Below are 20,237 nucleotides of genomic sequence, written 5' to 3'. Positions count from 1 at the left end.
CTCATGACCAATCCAATCAGCAATCACGAGAGGTATCTGCAAGAACTCGAGGAGGCCAGTGAAAACCTTGGCAGGGCTAATGGGTTGCTTACCAAGCGGTCGCCATGGCCTGGCTTTGCAGCGCCGTTGCTTGTCTTCACCTTCCTCTTTCTCTGCTCAAGCCAGGCCCGCGCTCAACGGGAAGGGCTCGACAAAGAGAACTACTATCGTGCTGTTGAATTTTGCCGCGGTGCTGTCGCTCGGCCAATCGCACTCAATGCCGACCGAACGACCGTTTGCCTTGACGGCAAGATTGAAAAAGAGACGGATCTTGCGCCGGTCGAGAGCCTGAGAGATGACGGGCTCTTTGTCGTTCGAAGCACCGGGGGCGACATTGCTTCCGCGGTTGCTTTGTCCAACCTGCTTGGCGGCCGGCGTGCGACAGTCGTCGTGTACGACTACTGTTTGGCGAGCTGCGCAAACTATCTGCTCATCGCATCTGACCAGGCATATGTGCTCAAGGGAGCCCTTGTCGCCTGGGACTACGAGAGCACCGATCCCGCGCTGCCATCCTGTTCACGGTATGCGTCGGTGAGAATGCCCAGCGGGGAGTTCCGTATGCAGCGCGGTTCCTGTCGGCCTATGCCGGAAAAAGAGGCGGACTGGCGGCGTGTGGTGTTAGCACAGAACAAATTCTTCAAACAGCGAGTGGTCGATCCGTTGTTCGAGGCACCGCCTGACAATCGCTATCTGAGAAAGGTTACGAAGAACCTGTACGCTGATTCCTTCGAGAGGCACCACATCGCGTGGACACTACATCCCAAATACTTCGCAAAGTTGTTCAAGACAAAGATTGTCTATGAAGATTATCCACGAGGCCAGACCGAGATCGATGACATGGTGAGCCGGCTGCAACTGCCGCTAAAGGTCATCTTCGATCCATAGATCCGATCTGCTCGACAACGAGTCGTGGCTCGCTGCGACCCAACGGAAAATCGGTTTCCCGTTCGCGAGAACGCGCACATTTCAACATGATCAAGACACCCAAAGACAATCTCCCTCCGAATCCGCTTCTTGAATATCCGGGCTATTTGCCTCCCTGGTTTCTTTCGACGATTCTCGGGGAGTTTCCCAATTTTGCGTTCCCAGATTGGGGACCAATACCGAGTCTGCCAGAGGAAAGGCGGGGGCCCGCACCGCCGCCGCCACCCAGGAATCGGAACGAGCCGGCGCCCGTCGAAGTTGATCCGCCGGCTCGTCCTCCGGAATGGCTATTTGGTCCGCCGCTTATCGTTCGTTCTCCAGTAAGGCCGAAGGGATTGGCCGGCATGCTCGAGGATTACGTCCGAGGACAAATCGTGCAGCCAGCACAGGTCCGGAGTTCAACTCTCGATGCCGGTTTGTCGCCGCGATACGGCGACGGCTCATTTGCCGAAGGCCTGGCCGAAAAGTCATCGGTTCGGCGATTGTCGTCGCGATGGGATCGGCCGTGATGCGCGCGATCGTCGCGCAAAATTGAATTTCGTGTCCGACGAAGAAAACATCATCATGCATGTTGACACGTCGGGCAACTCACTAGCATAATCTCACCATCGAAAGTTTTGAGCCCGCGCCGGGAAGCCGCCGCGGGTTTTTTCATAACGCCGACCCTGCGCGACACGCGGGCGCCACGGCGGAGACGAAGGCGGGCCGAACCGGAAGCGAGCTTCCGCGCCATCGCGCAGCCGAGCGCTCAACCACCCAAGACCATCACGTCCGCTCATCACATGACGAACGCGTCCGCCAATTGGCGGCGCGGCCGCAGGCGTTTTCGGACAGCACAAGGACCAGCACATGGCTTTGCCCACTAACACGGTGACGACCTACCAGGCGATCGGAAACCGTGAAGACCTCAGCGATATGATCTATCGAATTGATCCAACCGACACCCCGTTCATGAGTGGCGTCGACAAGGAGAAGGCCTCTGCCGTCAACCACGAATGGCAGACCCAGGCATTGGCGCCGGCCTCCAACGCCAACGCCCAGCTCGAGGGTGACGATCCCACCGCCAACGCGCTGGTGCCGACCGTGCGGCTCGGAAATCTGTGTCAGATCTCTTACAAAATGGCGCAGGTATCAGGGACCCAGCAGGCGGTCGACCACGCCGGCCGTGACAACGAGCTCGCCTACCAGGAGATGCTGCGTGGCCTTGAGCTCAAGCGCGACATCGAGACGATCCTGGTCGGCAGCAGCCAGGCAAAGACTGCCGGCTCGACCAGCACGCCGCGCAAGACGGCGTCGGTGTTGTCGTGGATCGTGAGCAATACGTCGAAAGGAACCGCCGGCGGCGCCTCCGATCCGGCCGCAGCCGACGGCACCGGTACGCGCACCGACGGCACCCAGCTGGCGTTCACCGAAGTGCGGCTGAAGACCGTGCTGTCGTCGATCTGGACCAATGGCGGCAAGCCCGGCACCATCATGACCGGCGCCTTCAATAAGCAGGTATTCTCGACCTTCACCGGCCGCTCCACCGCGATCGAGGAGGCCAAGTCGAAGAAGATCGTGGCCTCGGTCGACGCCTACGAATCCGACTTTGGCAAGCTGAAAGTCGTTGCCAATCGCTTCCAGCGACCGCGCGACGTTCTGGTGCTCGAGATGGACAAGTGGGCCGTCGCCTATCTCAACGGCCGCAACATGATCTCGATCCCGCTGGCCAAGACCGGCGACTCCGATCGACGTCAGGTGCTTGCCGAGTACGCGCTGGTCGCGCGTAACGAGAAGGCCTCCGGCGGCGTGTTCGACAACACCACGTCCTAACCCGGTCATTGCGCTCTGCGGGCAACTTCTGTTGCCCGCTTTCCCCTGTCTCAGGAGGCCTTCATGCCACTTCCCGGTAATCACACCCTCAATACCGAACACCTGACGGCCTATACGCCGTCGTGCGGTGCGTCTCCCGCTGCCGCCTATATTCGTGTTCCCTTTCGTTGCCGTTTTCTGAAAGCGACCGGAATTCTCGGCGGCGCCATCACCACCACCGACGGCACCGTCACGGTCGCGGCCAGTGGCAACACGCTGGCGACCTTCACGCTGCCTCAAGCCGGATCGGCCGCCGGGCAGTTGTTCTCGGCGTTGCCGCCGTCGCCAACTTATCTCAATGAAGACGATGTCATCGTGCTCACGCCGTCCGGCGCGTCGGGCGCGGCCATTCCCATGTACTTTTCAGTCTCGGTGAGGACGGCCTGATGTCATTCTTTCCCAAGCAGCCGGCGTCGCGCCTTGGTGTCACCCAGACGATCGCCTACGATTCAAGCGTCGGGGCCACCAACGCGTTCGGTGCCGAGACCTACCAGCTGCGCCTGGTCGCCAACTCCGCCTGTTGCTATCGAATTGGCGACGGCGCCCAGACCGCGACGACCGCGGACACCTATCTGCCGCCGAACGTCATCGAATACGTCATTGTCAGCCCCGGCCAGCGGATCGCAGCGATCAAGGCGGCGACCAATGGTCTGGTCACGGCAACTGCCGGCACTCTCTGGGTCGCGGAGATGTCGTGATGGACGGCATCCTGATCCGGCCGCATTTCGACAGCAACGGGCGCGATCTTGCGATCGAGCATGTGCAGGACGTCGAGCCAATTCTGCAATGGAATCGTGAGGCGCGGCGTGACGAACAGCGCAACGAATGGGGCCGACATGTCGCGCGCATCCCCAACGTGATCTACGTCAAGTGGCTCAACGAGGAGCACGCGAAGGGCAACACGTCGGTCCGGATGTTTTCGCCCGAGTTCGACGGCATCGTGCAGCGCAAGCTTCACGATCCCGAATGGGCCTATCTGCGCACCGATCGACCGAAGCTGCAGGCCGGATGGACAGCGGGGGTATCGTGACACAAATCGTGGATTATGCCTCGCTGCAGTCGGCGGTCACCGAATATCTGGCGCGCGATCAGGATGCGGTCCTGATCGCGCGGATTCCGACCTTCATCCAGCTTTCCGAGGCGAAGCTCAATCGAGAGCTCTTTGTTCGCCAGATGGAGCAGCGCGCCATCGCGATCACTGACATCACCTCCAGCGAACCCGAGTTCGTTGCGCTGCCGACAGACTTCCAGTCGATGCGCCGGATGCGGTTGTCGGGTGTGGCCGGTAAGCCTTGTCTCGAGTTCAGGTCGGGCACGCAGCTCGACGAATACCGGTTCGGCATCTCCGACGTTGCAGGGCAGCCGCGATACTTCACGATCTTTGGTAACGAACTTGAGATCGCTCCGACACCGGACAAGGCCTACACGATCGAAATGGTCTATCGGCGGCTGGTCCCGCCGCTCGCCAGCAATGATCCAAACTGGCTGCTGTCGGTTGCGCCGGATCTGTATCTCTACGGCGCACTCCTGGAGGCCGCGCCGTATCTGAAGGACGACGGACGCATCCAGACCTGGGCGCTCGGCTTCTCGGCCGCACTCAGCAGCCTCAACAATCTGGGGCTGACCTCGACCTTCAACGCCGGGCCGATGACGGTACGCGCTTCCGGTCAGATCATCTAGGAAACCAATACAAATGGCCGCCTTCAACAAGTTCAACTGTTTCGTACAAGATGTCGCCAACGCGTTGCATGACATGAAGACCGGCACAGTACAGGTCTACAAGGTGTATCTCACTAACGCGCCGCCTGCCGCGACCAACACTGTCTACAACGTGCCCGCCGATCTTTCGGCCGGCAATGGTTATGCGGCGGGTGGAGTATCGATCGGAACGATCGCGGGGTCGCAGACCTCGGGCACGTTCAGGTTCTTCGGCGCCACAAATCCGGCATGGACGGCGGCCGGCGGGTCGATCGGTCCGTTTCAATATGCCGTCCTCTACAACTCGACTTCTCCAACCAGGCCTTTGATCGGGTGGTGGGACTACGGCACAGGCCTGGTGCTCACCAACGGCAACACATTCACGGTTGCCCTCGACCAGATCAACGGCGTTCTGACGATTACCTGACATGGCAGCATTTCTCGACGCGTGCAGGTTTTCGCCATCGACCGGCGGCACTGCAGATTGGCTGGTCGCGGGTCCTGTCGGAGGCTACCTGACGCCCTCGGCGGCAGGAGCGGTCAATGGCCGCGCATACAAGTACCGCGCGGAAAGCGCGGACCTCTCCCAATGGGAGCTCGGCGAGGGTATCTGGAACGCCTCGACCGGCGTTCTGTCTCGAACCACGGTGCTGTTCAACTCGTCCGGGACGACATCGAAGATCAATTTCACCGCATCGCCGCAAGTCGCGGTCGTGGCGCTGAAAGAGGATCTGATCTCGATCGAGGAAGCCAACAGCTTCACGGCGACACAGCGTGCTCAGGCTCGGGCCAACATCCGAGCCAACCAGTCTGAAAACGGAATCTTCATCGTAGACCGAAATGGCGTCGACCAGACCGGACTGACGGCCTCGGCGTATAACAAGATCACGTGGACGAACAAGCAGGTCGACAATGAAACCTGGTTCGATACCTCGACCGGAAGGTACACCCCCCAGACTGCCGGCACGTATCTCTTCATCTTGGATTGCACGACCGCGACAGGAACGTCTCCAACCGAGAGCTGTCAAGCATCGCTTTACAAGAACGGTACACGCATCAAGAACGGTGCCTATACGGCAGTTTCGAACGGCATGTCGGGCGACTCCAACAAGCTGCTCGTTTGCGCTGTCCCGATGAACGGAAGCACTGATTACGTTGAGGCATATGTCTATATGCCAAACGGCGTCACGACATTGCTCGGCGCAGCGTCAAATACGCATTTTCAAGGCTTCAGGATTGGAGCCTAGTTCACCGATCGGCATGGTTGCGCGCGACTTGGTGACGGAGTTCCTCGAAGCATGATCAAATTCACTATCGGGAAACAGGGCGGCGGCGTGCCTTTTCGAGCGGCAGGGGAGTTCTAGCAAATGTCGCTGCTTGGATTCGATGCAATCGGCCGCCTCGCTCTGGGACAGACGCGCGTAAGCGGATCCAATGTTGTGTTCGGTGGGGCCGGATCATACGCGGTCCAGGGAAGCGGAGTGATCCTCAATCTCCTCGAGACGACGGGTTCGGCAAGCTACTTGCTCGCCGCCAATGCCATCGCCTTTGTTCCAAGGCTGAATGGAGCGGTAGCAAGCTACAACGAGAGCGGTAACGCCGCTCTGTTGTCCATTCGTGCGATACTGAGCGGGACGAGCTACGCGCTCACCGGCAATTCCGTGAAGACCACCATGGCGCTCACGGTAGCCGTGGGAAGCTTCACTGCCACTTATAATCTGGTGGCCGGAGTTGTCGCATTGAACGGCGGGATAGCCGCTTACCAGGTGACAGGCAACACCGCATCGATCGGCCGCGATTACGTGAATTGGTGGCCGGCCCAACCTATCGCAAGCGACTGGGCCGGCGAGAGCACGCCATCATCCGGCTGGGTGATCAGCAAGACGATCTCGCCTGCATGGACCGCGGACGCTCCGGCAACCTCGGCCTGGACGGTCCAGCGAGGTCCGGCGGGCGCCTGGACTGCTGATCCGACGCAAGTCATCCCGGATCCAGTTGTGCACTAGTCCATTTTGCATGGGCGCGGTGGCGTCCGGCATTGCCGATCATGGCCCGGAGCCAGATGCGCCGCGACCGATCTCGTCGCTGGGCGGAGGCCGGTGATGCCGTTCGCTGGGCCGGCTGCCAAATATTCTGGAGATGATTGAACGATGCCCTTGCTTGCTACTGGCGAATATCGCCCCGATGTCAGCGACTATGAAGGTCAGGCCACGCGAAACATCCTGAACGTGATCCCACGTGGTGACGGATATGGACCATTCCCGAGCCTGTCGGCTTACGCGGCGCCGTTACCGGCTGCTTGCAGGGGAGCCTTCTACGCGCTGAAGTCCGACGGCACGGTGGTCACCTTCGCTGGAACCAGCAACAAGCTCTACAAGCTCAACAACACTGATTTTACCTGGGCCGATGTGTCGTCAGGAGGCGGAACGTACAGCGTGCTGAGCGCTAACGCGCAGTGGCAATTCGCGCAGACTGGAAATTTCGTCTTCGCCACGCAGGCCAACACAACGCTGCAGATGTTCGACCTGTCGTCGGCGTCGACGTTCGGCAACGCGCTCGGCTCGCCGCCGCAGGCGGCCTACATCGGGGTCGTCGGCAGGTTCCTGGTGCTGTCCGGGCTGCTCTCGAACCCCTACCGGATTCAATGGTCGGGGCTGAATAACTTCAACGCGGCCGACAGCTGGATCAGCGGCATCAAGTCATCCGACTTTCAGGATTTCCCCGATGGCGGCATCGTTCGCGGCGTCGCCGGCGGCGAGGCAGGGATCATCTTTCAGGATCAGGCGATCCGGCGGATGTCCTACGTGCCGGGTTCGCCGATCGTGTTCCAGATCGATCGCATCACGCAGGACAAGGGTCTCTACGCGCCGTACTCGATCATCCGCGCCGGCGAGCGCATCTTTTTCTACGCGGGCCAGGGCTTCCACAAGATCGAGCCGGGCGGCGTGCCGGAGCAGATCGGCCGCGAGAAGGTCGATCGAACGTTCCTGGCGGATCTCGACAAGGGCAATCTGCAACTCTTCATGGGCGCCGCAGATCCGCGCAGCACCCGCGTGTATTGGGCCTACAAATCGGTCTCCGGCGCCGTTGGAAATACCTATGACAAGCTGCTCGGCTACGACTTTCTGCTCGACCGTTTTTTTCCGGTCTCGATGGCCGGAGAGTATTTGCTGGGCGTCTCGCAGACTGGTCTGACCCTGGAGAACCTCGACACCATTTCGTCCTCGATCGACGCCATGACCTTGAGCCTCGATGCCTATGCCACGGCAGTGCAGCCTGAGATCGCCCAGTTCAACAATTCGCATGTGCTCGGCTTTTTCCGCGGTCAGAATCTGGAAGCGACGCTGGAGAGCGCGGAGCAGGGGAGCGATGAGAACCGGATCACGATCCGCGGCTTCAGGCCGATCACCGACGCGTCCACGCTCTATGGCTCCGTCTCGTCCCGCGATACGCCTTCCGCGACCGTGGTCCCGGGCGCCGAGGTCCTCGTGAACGCCAGGACCGGCCGCTGCGACATGATGCAGGATACGCGCTACTCGCGATTCAAGGTGCGGATCCCTGCGGCAACACAATGGACCTTCTGCGCCGGCGTCGTGCCGGACGTGATCACGAGCGGCGCGCTATGACGGCGTACGTTCCGGGCATCACCGAGACCGACCTGAAGAAGATCGTGCTCGCCATCCAGGGTCTGGCCGCCGGCCGCTCGAACGCAGTCGGGACGGTGACGCTCGTAACCGGCGTATCGACGACAACCGTCTCGACACCGAACGCCGCATCCGGTTCGACGCCGATCCTGACGCCGGCTTCGGCAAGCGCCGCGACTGAGCTCGGCAACGGAACGCTCTACGTCAGCGCCGTAGCGAATGGATCGTTCACGATCACGCATGCCAACTCGGCAACGGCGGGGCGGACGTTCCTGTACGCGGTGCTTGGCTAAACTTCGCAACGGCTATCGAATCGCGTCACGCACGCGACTGCTCCCACAACACAAGTTGACAGATACCTCATCCCGGGGTGCCGAGCGGTCGTGTCGCGGCGCGTTGGGTCCGAGGCGACGCGCACTTTCATTTTGAGCAAGGAGTTACGAATGCCTCCTCCATTTCCGGGGTCGTCTAGATTCTTTCCGTACCCCTGGTCATACCCGTTCTCGCTGCCTACTGAACAACCTGAGCCCGCTCCGAAGATTCCGATGCCGCCGATACCCGACTCTTTCCGGGAAACATGGCTAGCGCTCAAACTCGGACCGCAACTCCTTCAGCAACGGTTGACGGGCAAGCCGTGGGCCCCCGACAGCAGCGATCTGGCGCTGCTGCGCAGCTTGGGCGATTCGATTCGGGGTCCCGTGGGGGCGCCGCCGGGTCCTAGTGGGGAGCAGCCGCCGTATCGCCCGCCAGGCCCGGTGGCAGGGCTGCTGGGTCTCATTCTGAAATACGGTCAGCTGCAGCGATCGATTTCAGGCGATGAAAGCGCGAGTTCACCGAGCTTGCCAAACCAAGATTCCAGAGAGCTGGTGCGCGTTCCAACCAGATCGCCGTCTATCGCCAAGGGGGGTACCCGTAACAAGAGCAACTCGGGTGGTGCTGGGTGGGGTAACAACGGTGGCAAACCCACGGGTGGAGGCGACGACGATGATTACTGCACGAGGCGCAAGTATGAGGAAGAGGGAGAGTGTCATCAACGGTGGCGAGATGGCGAGTTCGCTCATCCCGATCATTATAATGGATGTAAGCAACGAGCTGTCACCCGATGGGATATGTGCAATCGGAACGGCGGTCGACCCGACCCCTCCGAACCTGCTAGGTGGAGCTTGGATCCCGACGAGGAAGTCTACAGGAACTACGGTCGATAACTCCAGTCAGCGTTTGTTCGAGGCCGTGTCATCGAGTTGACAACGGGTTGCTCGTTTGTTTCGATCAGGCGGCCTAGCGATGGTGTTGTGCTTGTGGTGACTGGACCGCCGAATTCATTTCATGACGTGGATGAGTGGATCAAGCGCCTGCGGCGTACGAGACCGCTCAGCCAGGTCATTCACGCCGTCGCGGATAGTTTGACGACGGCGCAAGGCGATAATTATCGTTTCTTAGGTGGTGAGTTGGTGCTGCTGCTGCGCGAAGCTGGACAACATCTGGATGCGTTGCTGATCCTTGACGAGCTTTTGCAGCGTTACCCGACTGATGTTCGTTCTGCAATCGGCAAGGCGAATATCTACTTCTACTCTCTCAATCAAGCCGAACAAGCCCTGACTTGGATCGATGTCGCCTTGGGGCGAGCGAATCGAACCCTCTTTTTTCGAAGAGAAGCGCTTGGCGAAAAGGCTCGAATACTCCTAACGCTGGGGCGGGGCGAGGAGCTGTCAGATGTGCTTGAAGAAATCATGTCTGTGCAAATAGTGGCGGGCACGCCAGACATCGGTCGCGAACGAGACTTCGTTGATCGCGCGCCACCGGGATTCATTCGGAAAAATGTTCTCGATCGCTACAACGAATTTTGTCCAAAGCGCGCGGGAGGTGGCTCAGCTGAGGAGCCTCCGCCACTCGGGCGGCCGGACCGCGGAAGGTGAGAGCGTGGTCCACGAATGGATGTCAGTCATCTGCGCTCGTCTGCGTCGATCCGGCGCAAGTCTGCAAGATTTGGCCCTATGCAATACCACTGCTGAGAGTTGCTTGTCGCCGGACGGCGCTCAACGCCTTCGCTGACATCGAGGCGGACGTTCTCTCTGGGCGCAGCCTTCTGTGGCTCGCCTGGAACGGCCAGGCGATTGAGGCGGCAGCTACCACAGTCCTGATCAACTCCGAGATCGGCAAGGTCTGCGTCATCACTGCGTGTGGCGGCCACGGGATGAAGCGCTGGCTGCCGCTGCTCGACGGGATCGAGGCCTATGCGAGAGATGAGGGCTGCGTGCGCGTGCGGATCTACGGTCGCAAGGGCTGGCTGCGTGTGCTCGATAGGTATCGGGAAAAGCACGTCATACTGGATAAAGATCTAGCCTGCTCGCGGCGACCGGCCGCCTAGCCTAGCTCTCCTTGTCGCAGCCCCACAGAACGCCGTTCTTGCCAAGCCCAAGCGCTTTTCGTGCATCGAGCAGCGAAAAGGTTTCCGACTTGTTGTACTTCGGAAGCTCGACGACAAACGACTTCTGTTTGCTCAAAGCGAGAGCTTTGATGAGCGCTTTGAAGTCCCACCAATCCTGTCGTGAGACGGGCTTGAATTCGATCTCCCGAAGGTAGAAGGAGTAGTTGTTGCCATCGACGATGATCTGGACCGTGACCTGCTCGTTGTAAACCGGCTTGATGCCGTTCACCTGAACATACATTCCCGGCGTCTTATCTTCCTGGCCGCTCGGGCAGTAGATGTTGACGTTTGAGTCGTTGCGGTTCCGGATGATCGCCTCGAGCGTTCCCTGGTTGTAGCCAGTTGTCCATCGATAATCGACCGATATGGCCGGGGTAGCAACCAGAGCCAAGCACGCCGCGATCAACATCCGCTTCATCCGGCAGATCCTTTCAAGTCTATCGATATCTATAGATTGGCTGGTGAAATTTTCAATATCGCCGAGCGGCATCGTCGCGCCGTACAGGAGAATACAACTTATGAATGTCCGTGACACGTATGGGTTCGACCCTGAAGCTTATGGCGCTCAGGGCAGCGGCGGTCTGCTCGATGCGCTGAATACGATGATAGGGCGTGACCAACGCGTTGGGTCCACCTCGGATTTCGATCGACCTGAATATGCGCCGTCGACCTACGCCGGTTCACAAAGTGGGTTGATCGGGCGACTACTTGACGCCCTGCAGGGACAGGCGAGCTATGCACCCGGCACAGCTGTAGACCGAAATCCGCTCGTTGGCCGAATTGTGACGGCCGAAAGCAGCGGCAATCCCAATGCCGTCAATCGTCGGTCATCGGCTAGCGGCGTCGGCCAGTTCATAAACGGTACGTGGGTATCGATGTTGCGCAAGCACCGGCCGGATCTCGCTATCGGCAAGTCCGACGATGAGCTCGTTGCGCTCAAATCGAACCCGGATCTGTCCAGGGAAATGATCGAGGCCTATGCGGCCGACAATGGGCGCCGCCTGGCAAAGGTTGGGCTACCAGTCACTTCGGGCACGACATATCTGGCCCACTTTGCCGGTCCGGATGGTGCGATTTCCGTATTGCAGGCTGATCCGTCCACGCCGGTATCTCAACTCCTGAGTTCTGATGCGATGAACTCAAATCCGTTCCTGCAAGGCATGACAGCGGGCGACCTTCGGGCTTGGGCTGATAGGAAAATGCAAGGAAAGCCGGCGAGACAGCCGACGGCTGCACCGAAACCCTTCCCCACATCGGCGGATCCGATATTTCCTCGGCCACCGCGTGCCGCGCCTGTGCCATCACCGATCGGAAGGCGGATTGGTGGCATGGTGCCGCCGATATCTCCCGCAGACGATGCCGCAAACGCGGAGGAGCCAGCAGGGCGGTCGCTTCCTGGCTTGGCGAGCGGTTTGCCGATGCAGTATTGGCCGATCCCGATCTTCGGAACGGACCGATAGCTCAAGAAACAGTCACCAGCAGTGCGTCAATGTCGCCCGTATCGCGTACGCACGCGCTCGCGTGCGCCTGACCACGGCCGATCATTTCATAGAAAGGACCAGATCCGATGGGCGGACAATCGTCATCGACCCAGACCCAGCAATCGCAGACGACGCCCTGGGTGGCTGCACAGCCGATGTTGCAGAGTATCCTCGGCCAGCTAGGCACGGGCCTGAACAACACAGGGCTGACGACAGCGGAGACCGGCGCGCTCAACACGCTGCAGAGCAACGCCGCGGCAGGCAATCCATACGCGGGGCAGATCGGGGGGTATGCGCAATCGCTTTTGAACGGCGGTGGCGCCAATGCGCAGGCCGGAAACTTGCAGGACAATCTTGCCACGCTACAACGGCAACTGACGCCCTATGCCAACGGCAGTATGGTCGGAAATAATCCGGCACTTGCGGCCCAGCTGGCGCAGATCCAGAGCGATGTTGGCAACAGCATCAATTCGCAGTTTGCTGCGGCCGGCCGCGACCTCAGCGGAGCCAACCAGATGGCTTATGGCCGCGGGGTCGCTGCGGCCGCAGCTCCGGTGATCGCCGCACAGTACAACCAGGATGTGACCAACCAGCTCAATGCCGCAAATGCGCTCTACGGCGCCGGCAACACCACCGCGAATACGTTGAGCGGCATGCAGCAGAGCTATCTCGCCAATCAGGGGCAGGGCGTCACGGCGGCGCAATCCGCGCTAGACGCGCAGAACTACGGCGCCAACGCTACGCTGGCCGCGGAGGCGCAACGGCGCGGAATTCCGGTGCAAGCGCTGAGCTTGCTTGCGCAGATCGGCGTGCCGATCGCGCAACTCGGCCAGCAGAGCAATGGGACGACGAACACCACCCAGCAGATGTCCGGGGCGCAGCAGTTCGGGGCGATCGCCAACGGCATCGGAAGCCTGTTCAAGTTCACGCCGTCTGACATGCGGCTGAAGGAGGATATCGCGGCTGTCGGCATGCTGTTCGATGGCACGCCGGTCTATGGCTATCGCTACAAGGGAGCGCCCGCTTACCACATCGGCCTGATGGCGCAGGACGTGGAACGGACCGCACCGCATGCCGTCCTCGACATCAACGGCTTTAAGGCTGTCGACTATCGCGCGGCGACTGAGACGTCTCGCAAGCTCGGTGAGGTCCGCTGATGGGATTCTTTGACGACTATCTCGGCTTTGATCCGAAGCAATTTGAGGCGGGTGGAGGGTTGTACGGTCGGTTGGTCTCCCTGCAGCCGCAGCTGACTTTCGATCAACCCACGCAGGGATCGCCATTTCCGCCCGTGGCCGGTGTGGCGAACGCGAGCCTGCCGGCGGGCAACCCCAGCCCGGCTCCGCCGGACGGGGCGAGCGGACCTGACGCGCCTCGAATGCCTTCGAGCTGGCCACGCGACGATGGGCAGACGCTCAACATGCGTATTGGAGACTACTGGATGCCGCAGTTCGGCCGCGCAGAGCCTCCCGCGCCGGCTGCCGTGCCGACCTTCGGCGATCGATTGAATGCCGGCTTCCAGAGCTGGGCACATACCCCGCTCGGCAATCCGTTCGCGGCACTAGCCAATGGCATTACGGGATTTAACACAGGGCAGCGTTCGGCTGAGCAGAATGGTCAACTGGCTCCAGGGAATCCTGATGATCAAGGCGGGTGGACATTGGGAATTACGCCTCGTGGAGGTCCCGTCGTGGGCCCGCGGAGAAGGGGATTGAATAATGGCCGATGAATCACGCGACGATCTGACCGGGGCTGCTCACGATCTTGCAATGGCCGGCTACAAGGCGATGCCGGACCGTACCTCGGATGAAGAGGAGGCGATCGGGAGCGACAATGCGTCCCTTCGCGAGGCTGCAGAGAAGATCTCCGAACAGCCCGAAGATGTGGTTGTCAGGCAGTATCGTGACGCGGAGGGGAAGCCCGCGGCGGCAAATGAAGCCGTGACGCTAAAGCGTGCGAGCCGTGACTACGCGGCGGCGGTCGCGGCCGAGAAACTGACAGCCGACGATGAAGACGCCGAACGATTGGCAGAGCGGGTCGACGCACTGCGTGCGGAGGCGCTTGCAAGGGATCCCGAGGCGGCCGACTTCTACGGTTTCGATTTGCCGCAAGCAGATGCCGATGGCGTCGAGCGAGGCGCGGGCGATGTGGATGTGCAAAACGCCGACTTCGGCGCAGATATTGATCCCGCCCTGGCGAAAGCACTGGAGCACCCACAGGTGCGTCAGGCGATCGATGAGGAGATTGCGGAGACGCACAAGATCCGGCAGGGCTATCTTGATGCCCTCGCTGGCGCGACGCAGATCGCACAAGCGAGCTTCATCAATCAATTTCCTGAGCTCGTAGGCGTTCCTCTCGAGAACCTGCCTGGTGTCCTCGAACAGATGTCGCGGCAGGATCCAGCCAAATTCGCACGTGTTCAGAGCGCGATCACGGCAACGGATCAGCTTCTTGCGCAACATCAGCAAGAGAGCCAACGGCAGACTGAAGCCGCGCACCACGCCTTTCGCGCTCACGCGAAATCAGAGGACGCGCGCTTCGACGCCATGCTGAAGGGAGAGCCCGTCGAAACCCAGCGCGCCGTGATGCAGGAAATCATCGCATCGGCGAAGGCAAGCGGGATCGAGGCCGCCCAATTGACTCGTCTGCTCAACACCGAGCCGCTCATGCGCAACGCCACCTTCCAGCGGATGATGTACGATGCGGGAAAATACCGCCTGATGATGAGAGCGAAGGATGCCGTGACCACCAGGCCACTGCCGCCGGTGCAGCGCCCCGGCGCCGCGACACCGCGTGGCGAGCGCGCGAACGCGGATCTTCGGGCGCTCAATGCAAGGCTTTCGAGTACCGGTGATATCAAGGACGCCGTGGCGCTTTATCACGCGCGGAAAGCCACCATGCGGTAATCGTGTGCGTCACAGTCGAGAATGGTTGCGCTTCCTCGATTGACAAATGTTCATGATATGTTCTAGGTGCCGACCGGTTTGTCATCTCGGCCCGCAGTGAGAGCGGAATGCAAGGCAAGATTCCAGGTCGGGCGATGAGGTTTTTGGATGGGCCAGCTTCCTGGCGGCCTTCTACCTCCTTTACCTTCCGGCGGTGCACGCGAGTGACTACGCGGTTGCTTATGCGGTCGATGTCGGAGGTCGCCAAGAGACGGGCGTCGTAGACAGATGCGATAGGCGGTATGGGTGCGACATCAGATTTAAGACGCAAGCCATAACGCTTGTGCTTTCCTTCGATGCGCGCGCTCGAAGGATACGCGTATCAATCTACGGCTCGCAACCAAGTTGCTGTTTTTTCTACGATGGAGAGAGAGTGGTATCACGGGACTTCGAATCCTTGATCGGTCTCTACCTTTATGAAGGACATACACGCTGGCGAAGCGAATTTGTTGAGAACGTACATTTTGGCGTGCTGTTCTTGCGGGTTTCTGAATTGGAATAGGACGGGCTGGTTGAGCCACGAGTCCGAAGTCCAGTGTCGCTTCTTTCGACAGCCATCGAACACTGAGAACGCCGGGCTTCACCTCCATCGGAAGGCATCGATAGGGCTTCGTCGCGCTCGTTGGTTGGGAGCGCTCAACGTGGACTCGTTAGCGGAAAGCCAATGCGATGGTTGCCGACCGGTCTCCCGATATTCTCCCTGTCTTGAACTGCCCGGTAGCGTGGGAAAGCAACCGAGTATCGTCAGGGCCGGAGCCGGAACCCGAGAGTGCCACCCAACTCATTCCAATTTGGATTTTCGAAATGACGGATACTCGGGATTATCTTGAACGCGTCGAGTCGACCCTGGAAAAGGCCGCTGGCCAGCCCGCCACCGTTGGCGAGATCGCAGACAATTTCGCTCTTTATGGACTGGGCAAGCGAGTGGCCGCTTTGGATAAGCTCGATGCTGAGCTCAGCGGAGAGATCGATTCAGGCGCGCATAGCCTTCGGCGCCACGTGCGCCTCCAGCAGCTGCGACGGAGGATGACCGATCTCCATCACGCACTGCGCAAGGCCAAGCGCTGAAAAGAGCGATGGTCAATCCTGTGTTGGCGACGCTCGCGCAGGCTCGCCTACGCGCGGCACCGATATTTGTTCGCTGGTGCGAGTTGCACCGTGTGGCGCCATGTCCGGCCGCGCCGGCCGTTGTTGCGCGGTTCGTGGCCGATTGTGCATCCCTCGGCATCGAGCGGCTGTGGCCGGCCGTGCAGGAGATATCGAAGCTGCATGTGGCGGCGGGGCTTGCCGACCCCACGCTCGGGGGGCCGGTTGCTTCCGCAATCGCCTACATTGCTGGAATTGAACCACCGCGATCCTGGCCGGACGATCGCAAGAGGCACTTTTGGTCGCTGCCCTACGATCTGCAGATCTTCATCGCAGCCCACGAGGCGCGTCGCGACAAGGCACTGCGGCGCGCTCAAAACGCGGCCGCCGTAGCATTGAAGCAACTTGAAGCGCTGCAGCGAATACCCAGCGCAGAGTCTGAAAGGATACGTGATGAAGCAAGCTCGCACACTGCCAATCGAAAGCCGCATCAATGAACTTCGTGCGGAAATTGAAGCTATCATTGATGCGCGTGCGCAGGCTGTAGCCGGGGAAAGCCCGGGCGTGCCGATCGGCGTGATCCGCAACCTGCTGATCGCGCGAGCTCCGGCTTGTCCGTGCACGCAATATCTCCAACTCGGTCGCGCGGAATAGCGGCGGATCAGTCACTCATCGACGAGGTCCGGCCTCGCAAATTCACCAAGGGAAAATGCCATGACTCTCTACAAGTGGTCGCGGGTCGCGGCCTCGGACGCGACCGCCGACAGCTCGATCAATTGGCAGGAGGGGCAGGCGCCTTCGAGCGTCAACGACTCCGCCCGCGCAATGATGGCGGCCACCGCAAAGTATCGCGACGATATCGCCGGCGCGATCGTCACAAGCGGATCGAGCACATCTTATTTGCTTTCAAGCTATCAGCAATTCGACAGCTTCACGAGCATGAACGGGGCGATGATCGCGTTCACACCGCACATAACGAACGGCGGAATAACCGTCATCAACGTGGATGGGCTCGGTACCCGTCCGCTAAGAACCGCGCCCGGTGTGGAACTGCTGGCCGGAGTTATCATCCAGGGCACGCCTTACACGGCGACCTACAATAACTCCGACGGAGTGTGGTACCTGCAAGGCTTTTTTGGCAATCCGTACAACGTGCCGCTTGGAGCTGGAATGGATTATTGGCTCCTGACCGCGCCGAACAGCTCTTTCGTGTTCCCGATCGGTCAAGCGATTTCGCGCACGACTTATGCGACGTTGTTCGCCGCGATAGGGACGACGTATGGCGTTGGTGATGGTTCGACCACGTTCAACTTGCCTGACAAGCGGGGCCGCACCTCAGTAGCGGCGGATGCGAGCGCTGGGCGTATTAGTGGAGCCGTCTTTAACTCGGTGTTACCGGGCGGCGTCGGCGGTATCGAAAGTCAGACGCTGACGACTTCACAGATTCCAGCTGGCCTCTCGGTCTCTGTCACGGGCACATTCTCCGGCAATTCGACCCAGTCGGGCGGTGGATTTGTACTCGCCAACAACGTTTCGTCCGCCGTCGCCGGTGGTGCTGCCGGCGCATTGGCGACACCCATCAACTTTGTTTCAAACATTCCGGTGTCGGGCACGATTTCTGGCTCCGGTACTGCGTCGGGCAGCGGCGGTTCGCATCCGAACGTCCAGCCGTCGATCGTGTGCAACTACATCCTGAGGATACTCTGATGGGTGACACTTCGATCGGCATCACCGAAAAGGCGCACGAAGGTCAGAAGAAGGCAAATGGGTCCGCAAGCCAATTCACCCGCTCATCCGGTCTCAACTGCATTGGCGAAGCGGCTAGGATCAGATCCGAAAGGTAACTTCGTCTATTGCGCTATGCCGGTTGAGTTAACGCCAGATGCGGCCTCGATTGCTCGTGCGACCATGGCGGCCGATCGGATGTCGAGATGAGCACCGTCCGTCCACCGCAGTTGCAACGGATCAATGCCTATCGTCAGCCAGGACCCAGCGTCGGGGAACGCGTCCGCAGCCATCCGCGTGCTTGCGGCAGCAAAAGGGGTCGCCTCGAACTGCGGCGAGTAGGGCATGTGGAATAGCAGGACCTTCGCTCCCCTGGACTCGAGCAGTGTTTTGTACGTTTGGATGGCGAACAATCCCTGACGAATAGCCTCCATTGAGGGCATAACCCTCGCTTCATGCATTGTTCGTTCGGCCAGGCCGGCATCGACAGTGTCAGACGGTGGCTGCGCAATCAAGCTATCGATCCTAGACCTGACCTGCTCCTTCTTCAGAGGAGGGTGCATCAACGTTTCGTAGTAGGCGGCGGCCGACCGCACTGGCCGGAAAACGGAAGAGCCACGATCCTTCAATTTGGTGATGAGACCCTCATCCAAGACACGGTTCAGAACGTTCGCCTCGACTAGAACCAGCCTTGGCGTTGCCGCACTCGCGATGATCTCCAGGCCTGTGATGGGAGACCCGCCGGCGAGCGACAGGTTCTCGATATTCGTGGACTCGAAGTAGTTCTCAGATAATCTGAACGTCAGCGAGCTACCGACCAACACGGTCTTGTGTGACCATCCGTTGATATATTTCGCCGCCACAGCGTAGTTCTGCGCATCAGTGGTCGTGGAGAGCGGCTGGACATCGTGATTGCCAGCCAGCTTGAGCACGGCGATCGCGGCAGCAGCCGTGGTCACGAACTTGAGCATCCAAAGCATCGGTCCGTCCTAGAACTGGAAGTAAATGAAGGCCGATTCAGGTCCGGCCTCAGCGTACGCTAAGGCAACGAGTGCGCCGTAAGCAAACGGCTCGATCGCTCGAACCCAGGCGCGCTGCGGCTGCCGTGGTAGGATGAAGTGCTGAAGGATGACTGGCAGAGAGTATGCCAACGCCAAGCTGCGGTAGATCTTCGGCGAGTTCTGAATGTCGCTCTCCGTGAAAAGCCCAGCGAAGTAGGCCGCCGCGTGATTGAAATCGGGGAGCTTGAAGAAGATCCAGAGCATCGAGACGGCCAGGAAGACCACGGCGGCGCGGGATGCTTGGACAGCCGGCGACTTCACGCCGTCCAGCCTCTCGGCGAAGGGACGCTCGATTGCCAAGAGCACTCCGTGCATAAGACCCCAGACCAAGTAGCTCAAAGCAGCTCCGTGCCACAGGCCACCCAGCCCCATGACGGCGATCAGGTTGAAATAGGTGCGCGCCAGGCCGTGCCGGCTGCCGCCCAATGGAATATAGAGGTAGTTGCGAAGCCAGCTCGAAAGTGAGATGTGCCAGCGCCGCCAAAATTCGGCAATCGACCGCGAGATGTACGGCCTGTTGAAATTTTCGGGCAACCGATACCCGAACAGCAGCGCAAGTCCAAGCGCGATTGACGAGTAGCCGAAAAAGTCGGCATAGATCTGGAAGCTGTACAGGAAGAGCAGAAGCCATTTGTCGCCCGTCGTCACCGTCTCGAAGAGAGGGTAATCCATGTAGGACGTCATCTCGTTCAGATTGTTGGCGCAGTAGAGCTTGAAGAAATATCCGAGCACGAGCCAACGTGCGGCCTCCGCGAACGGAACTTTCGCGATCTCTTTAGGCTGGATTTGCGGGAAGAAGTTGCGAGCTTGGGTGATCGGTCCCGAAACCAGCTGCGGGAAGAAGATCACATAGAGGAAAATCTCCCACACGCTCACTGGCCGCCAGAGCTTAGGCAGGTCGACCAAGAGGCTGATGTTGTGGAAAACGAAGAACGAAATGCCGATCGGTAGCGGAAGGTTGAGGAGGAAATCACAAAGAGCGTGACCAGTTGCGACCGGTGGTGCAACGAACAGGAGCTTGTACTTGAAGAAGGCGAGGAGCCCTAGATTGAAGACGACGCCGACCGCAGTCCAGATGGAGCTGCGAAACGACAAAACCAAAAATGCCCAGGTGCCGACCACAGCCACCAAAAGCAACGGCAGCAATTCCGGCTGGCCGTATCCGTAGAAGAAGATGCTTGCCGCGATCAGGATATAGATCTGCGCGTGCTTCAAGAACGGTAAATAGTAGACAGCGAAAACGACGCTGACGAAAATTCCGAATTGCCAAGTCGTGAAAGTCATTTCTCGCGCGCCGCCGTGTGCACCACGCTTGTAGTTACTGGCGGCCGATCTGCCAACTGGGTGCCGTCGAC

At 59.9% G+C, this 20,237-nt stretch carries 24 protein-coding genes; 21 read left to right on the top strand and 3 right to left on the bottom strand.

Annotation, left to right across the window (positions count from 1 at the left end; translation table 11 throughout):
- Nucleotides 1–3 precede the first annotated feature (3 nt).
- The 13 genes from AAFG13_RS12595 to AAFG13_RS12535 all read left to right on the top strand — a co-directional run bounded on the left by AAFG13_RS12595 (nt 4) and on the right by AAFG13_RS12535 (nt 10,524).
- The gene (locus tag AAFG13_RS12595) at nt 4–924 is read left to right on the top strand and encodes a hypothetical protein (RefSeq protein WP_342712187.1); all 921 of its coding nucleotides are present in this window, start codon (nt 4–6) and stop codon (nt 922–924) included.
- Between the two features lie 888 nt (nt 925–1,812).
- Entirely contained in the window at nt 1,813–2,775 is a 963-nt protein-coding gene (locus tag AAFG13_RS12590) for a DUF5309 domain-containing protein (protein ID WP_342712186.1), read from the top strand.
- 63 nt (nt 2,776–2,838) lie between these two features.
- Nucleotides 2,839–3,201 (top strand): hypothetical protein, encoded by a 363-nt coding sequence (locus AAFG13_RS12585; RefSeq protein ID WP_342712185.1) that lies wholly within the window; start codon nt 2,839–2,841, stop codon nt 3,199–3,201.
- On the top strand, nt 3,201–3,512 hold the full coding sequence (locus AAFG13_RS12580) for a hypothetical protein (protein ID WP_342712184.1): 312 nt from the start codon (nt 3,201–3,203) through the stop codon (nt 3,510–3,512). Before AAFG13_RS12585 ends, AAFG13_RS12580 begins: the two co-directional genes overlap by 1 nt.
- The gene (locus AAFG13_RS12575) at nt 3,512–3,844 is read left to right on the top strand and encodes a hypothetical protein (RefSeq protein WP_342712183.1); all 333 of its coding nucleotides are present in this window, start codon (nt 3,512–3,514) and stop codon (nt 3,842–3,844) included. Before AAFG13_RS12580 ends, AAFG13_RS12575 begins: the two co-directional genes overlap by 1 nt.
- Nucleotides 3,841–4,494 (top strand): hypothetical protein, encoded by a 654-nt coding sequence (locus AAFG13_RS12570; RefSeq protein WP_342712182.1) that lies wholly within the window; start codon nt 3,841–3,843, stop codon nt 4,492–4,494. Before AAFG13_RS12575 ends, AAFG13_RS12570 begins: the two co-directional genes overlap by 4 nt.
- Nucleotides 4,495–4,507: 13 nt before the next feature.
- A complete protein-coding gene (locus AAFG13_RS12565; RefSeq protein WP_342712181.1) occupies nt 4,508–4,939 on the top strand; it encodes a hypothetical protein in 432 nt (143 codons plus the stop codon).
- A gap of 1 nt (nt 4,940) precedes the next feature.
- Nucleotides 4,941–5,759: a hypothetical protein gene (locus AAFG13_RS12560; protein WP_342712180.1), complete on the top strand. Its 819-nt coding sequence runs from the start codon at nt 4,941–4,943 to the stop codon at nt 5,757–5,759.
- 120 nt (nt 5,760–5,879) lie between these two features.
- Nucleotides 5,880–6,518 carry a hypothetical protein gene (locus tag AAFG13_RS12555; RefSeq protein ID WP_342712179.1) on the top strand — a complete coding sequence of 213 codons (639 nt, stop codon included), beginning with the start codon at nt 5,880–5,882 and terminating at the stop codon, nt 6,516–6,518.
- Nucleotides 6,519–6,662: 144 nt separating this feature from the next.
- The gene (locus tag AAFG13_RS12550; protein ID WP_342712178.1) at nt 6,663–8,138 is read left to right on the top strand and encodes a hypothetical protein; all 1,476 of its coding nucleotides are present in this window, start codon (nt 6,663–6,665) and stop codon (nt 8,136–8,138) included.
- Complete coding sequence (locus AAFG13_RS12545; protein ID WP_342712177.1) at nt 8,135–8,449, top strand: hypothetical protein; 315 nt, start codon at nt 8,135–8,137, stop codon at nt 8,447–8,449. The genes AAFG13_RS12550 and AAFG13_RS12545 overlap by 4 nt, the downstream gene beginning before the upstream one ends.
- Before the next feature lie 999 nt (nt 8,450–9,448).
- Nucleotides 9,449–10,072, top strand: coding sequence for a tetratricopeptide repeat protein (locus AAFG13_RS12540; RefSeq protein ID WP_342712176.1), 624 nt, complete (start codon nt 9,449–9,451; stop codon nt 10,070–10,072).
- A gap of 278 nt (nt 10,073–10,350) precedes the next feature.
- Entirely contained in the window at nt 10,351–10,524 is a 174-nt protein-coding gene (locus AAFG13_RS12535) for a hypothetical protein (protein WP_342712175.1), read from the top strand.
- A 1-nt stretch (nt 10,525) separates the two neighbouring features.
- Here AAFG13_RS12535 and AAFG13_RS12530 read toward each other — a convergent pair whose 3' ends face one another.
- Nucleotides 10,526–11,074 (bottom strand): hypothetical protein, encoded by a 549-nt coding sequence (locus AAFG13_RS12530; protein ID WP_342712174.1) that lies wholly within the window; start codon nt 11,072–11,074, stop codon nt 10,526–10,528.
- A gap of 28 nt (nt 11,075–11,102) precedes the next feature.
- Here AAFG13_RS12530 and AAFG13_RS12525 point away from each other — a divergent pair, with 28 nt between their 5' ends.
- From AAFG13_RS12525 to AAFG13_RS12490, 8 genes are all read left to right on the top strand, one after another.
- A complete protein-coding gene (locus AAFG13_RS12525) occupies nt 11,103–12,044 on the top strand; it encodes a hypothetical protein (protein WP_342712173.1) in 942 nt (313 codons plus the stop codon).
- 107 nt (nt 12,045–12,151) lie between these two features.
- A complete protein-coding gene (locus AAFG13_RS12520; protein ID WP_342712172.1) occupies nt 12,152–13,222 on the top strand; it encodes a tail fiber domain-containing protein in 1,071 nt (356 codons plus the stop codon).
- Nucleotides 13,222–13,794, top strand: coding sequence for a hypothetical protein (locus AAFG13_RS12515; protein ID WP_342712171.1), 573 nt, complete (start codon nt 13,222–13,224; stop codon nt 13,792–13,794). The genes AAFG13_RS12520 and AAFG13_RS12515 overlap by 1 nt, the downstream gene beginning before the upstream one ends.
- Complete coding sequence (locus tag AAFG13_RS12510; protein WP_342712170.1) at nt 13,784–14,971, top strand: hypothetical protein; 1,188 nt, start codon at nt 13,784–13,786, stop codon at nt 14,969–14,971. Before AAFG13_RS12515 ends, AAFG13_RS12510 begins: the two co-directional genes overlap by 11 nt.
- An 843-nt stretch (nt 14,972–15,814) precedes the next feature.
- Nucleotides 15,815–16,078, top strand: a complete 264-nt coding sequence (locus AAFG13_RS12505) for a hypothetical protein (protein WP_342712169.1) — start codon at nt 15,815–15,817, stop codon at nt 16,076–16,078.
- An 8-nt stretch (nt 16,079–16,086) separates the two neighbouring features.
- Nucleotides 16,087–16,593 (top strand): hypothetical protein, encoded by a 507-nt coding sequence (locus AAFG13_RS12500; protein ID WP_342712168.1) that lies wholly within the window; start codon nt 16,087–16,089, stop codon nt 16,591–16,593.
- Nucleotides 16,550–16,750, top strand: coding sequence for a hypothetical protein (locus AAFG13_RS12495; RefSeq protein WP_342712167.1), 201 nt, complete (start codon nt 16,550–16,552; stop codon nt 16,748–16,750). The genes AAFG13_RS12500 and AAFG13_RS12495 overlap by 44 nt, the downstream gene beginning before the upstream one ends.
- 60 nt (nt 16,751–16,810) lie before the next feature.
- Nucleotides 16,811–17,803, top strand: coding sequence for a tail fiber protein (locus AAFG13_RS12490; RefSeq protein WP_342712166.1), 993 nt, complete (start codon nt 16,811–16,813; stop codon nt 17,801–17,803).
- 143 nt (nt 17,804–17,946) lie between these two features.
- Here the strand turns inward: AAFG13_RS12490 and AAFG13_RS12485 are convergent, their stop codons facing one another.
- Nucleotides 17,947–18,801 carry a hypothetical protein gene (locus AAFG13_RS12485; RefSeq protein ID WP_342712165.1) on the bottom strand — a complete coding sequence of 285 codons (855 nt, stop codon included), beginning with the start codon at nt 18,799–18,801 and terminating at the stop codon, nt 17,947–17,949.
- Between the two features lie 9 nt (nt 18,802–18,810).
- The gene (locus AAFG13_RS12480; RefSeq protein ID WP_342712164.1) at nt 18,811–20,166 is read right to left on the bottom strand and encodes an MBOAT family O-acyltransferase; all 1,356 of its coding nucleotides are present in this window, start codon (nt 20,164–20,166) and stop codon (nt 18,811–18,813) included.
- Nucleotides 20,167–20,237 lie beyond the last annotated feature (71 nt).

This window comes from Bradyrhizobium sp. B124 (genome assembly GCF_038967635.1).
Lineage (GTDB): Bacteria > Pseudomonadota > Alphaproteobacteria > Rhizobiales > Xanthobacteraceae > Bradyrhizobium.
This window is presented reverse-complemented; position numbering and strand designations above follow the sequence as displayed.

Excerpts from the sequence above, each read along its gene's own strand:
- AAFG13_RS12485 (WP_342712165.1), bottom strand. The coding sequence starts at position 18,801 with ATGCTTTGGATGCTCAAGTTCGTGACCACGGCTGCTGCCGCGATCGCC.
- AAFG13_RS12575 (WP_342712183.1), top strand. The coding sequence starts at position 3,512 with ATGGACGGCATCCTGATCCGGCCGCATTTCGACAGCAACGGGCGCGAT.
- AAFG13_RS12500 (WP_342712168.1), top strand. The coding sequence starts at position 16,087 with ATGGTCAATCCTGTGTTGGCGACGCTCGCGCAGGCTCGCCTACGCGCG.
- AAFG13_RS12525 (WP_342712173.1), top strand. The coding sequence starts at position 11,103 with ATGAATGTCCGTGACACGTATGGGTTCGACCCTGAAGCTTATGGCGCT.
- AAFG13_RS12490 (WP_342712166.1), top strand. The coding sequence starts at position 16,811 with ATGACTCTCTACAAGTGGTCGCGGGTCGCGGCCTCGGACGCGACCGCC.
- AAFG13_RS12510 (WP_342712170.1), top strand. The coding sequence starts at position 13,784 with ATGGCCGATGAATCACGCGACGATCTGACCGGGGCTGCTCACGATCTT.
- AAFG13_RS12550 (WP_342712178.1), top strand. The coding sequence starts at position 6,663 with ATGCCCTTGCTTGCTACTGGCGAATATCGCCCCGATGTCAGCGACTAT.
- AAFG13_RS12495 (WP_342712167.1), top strand. The coding sequence starts at position 16,550 with ATGAAGCAAGCTCGCACACTGCCAATCGAAAGCCGCATCAATGAACTT.
- AAFG13_RS12515 (WP_342712171.1), top strand. The coding sequence starts at position 13,222 with ATGGGATTCTTTGACGACTATCTCGGCTTTGATCCGAAGCAATTTGAG.
- AAFG13_RS12555 (WP_342712179.1), top strand. The coding sequence starts at position 5,880 with ATGTCGCTGCTTGGATTCGATGCAATCGGCCGCCTCGCTCTGGGACAG.
- AAFG13_RS12480 (WP_342712164.1), bottom strand. The coding sequence starts at position 20,166 with ATGACTTTCACGACTTGGCAATTCGGAATTTTCGTCAGCGTCGTTTTC.
- AAFG13_RS12580 (WP_342712184.1), top strand. The coding sequence starts at position 3,201 with ATGTCATTCTTTCCCAAGCAGCCGGCGTCGCGCCTTGGTGTCACCCAG.
- AAFG13_RS12535 (WP_342712175.1), top strand. The coding sequence starts at position 10,351 with ATGAAGCGCTGGCTGCCGCTGCTCGACGGGATCGAGGCCTATGCGAGA.
- AAFG13_RS12565 (WP_342712181.1), top strand. The coding sequence starts at position 4,508 with ATGGCCGCCTTCAACAAGTTCAACTGTTTCGTACAAGATGTCGCCAAC.
- AAFG13_RS12520 (WP_342712172.1), top strand. The coding sequence starts at position 12,152 with ATGGGCGGACAATCGTCATCGACCCAGACCCAGCAATCGCAGACGACG.
- AAFG13_RS12595 (WP_342712187.1), top strand. The coding sequence starts at position 4 with ATGACCAATCCAATCAGCAATCACGAGAGGTATCTGCAAGAACTCGAG.
- AAFG13_RS12560 (WP_342712180.1), top strand. The coding sequence starts at position 4,941 with ATGGCAGCATTTCTCGACGCGTGCAGGTTTTCGCCATCGACCGGCGGC.
- AAFG13_RS12585 (WP_342712185.1), top strand. The coding sequence starts at position 2,839 with ATGCCACTTCCCGGTAATCACACCCTCAATACCGAACACCTGACGGCC.
- AAFG13_RS12530 (WP_342712174.1), bottom strand. The coding sequence starts at position 11,074 with ATGCCGCTCGGCGATATTGAAAATTTCACCAGCCAATCTATAGATATC.
- AAFG13_RS12545 (WP_342712177.1), top strand. The coding sequence starts at position 8,135 with ATGACGGCGTACGTTCCGGGCATCACCGAGACCGACCTGAAGAAGATC.
- AAFG13_RS12590 (WP_342712186.1), top strand. The coding sequence starts at position 1,813 with ATGGCTTTGCCCACTAACACGGTGACGACCTACCAGGCGATCGGAAAC.
- AAFG13_RS12505 (WP_342712169.1), top strand. The coding sequence starts at position 15,815 with ATGACGGATACTCGGGATTATCTTGAACGCGTCGAGTCGACCCTGGAA.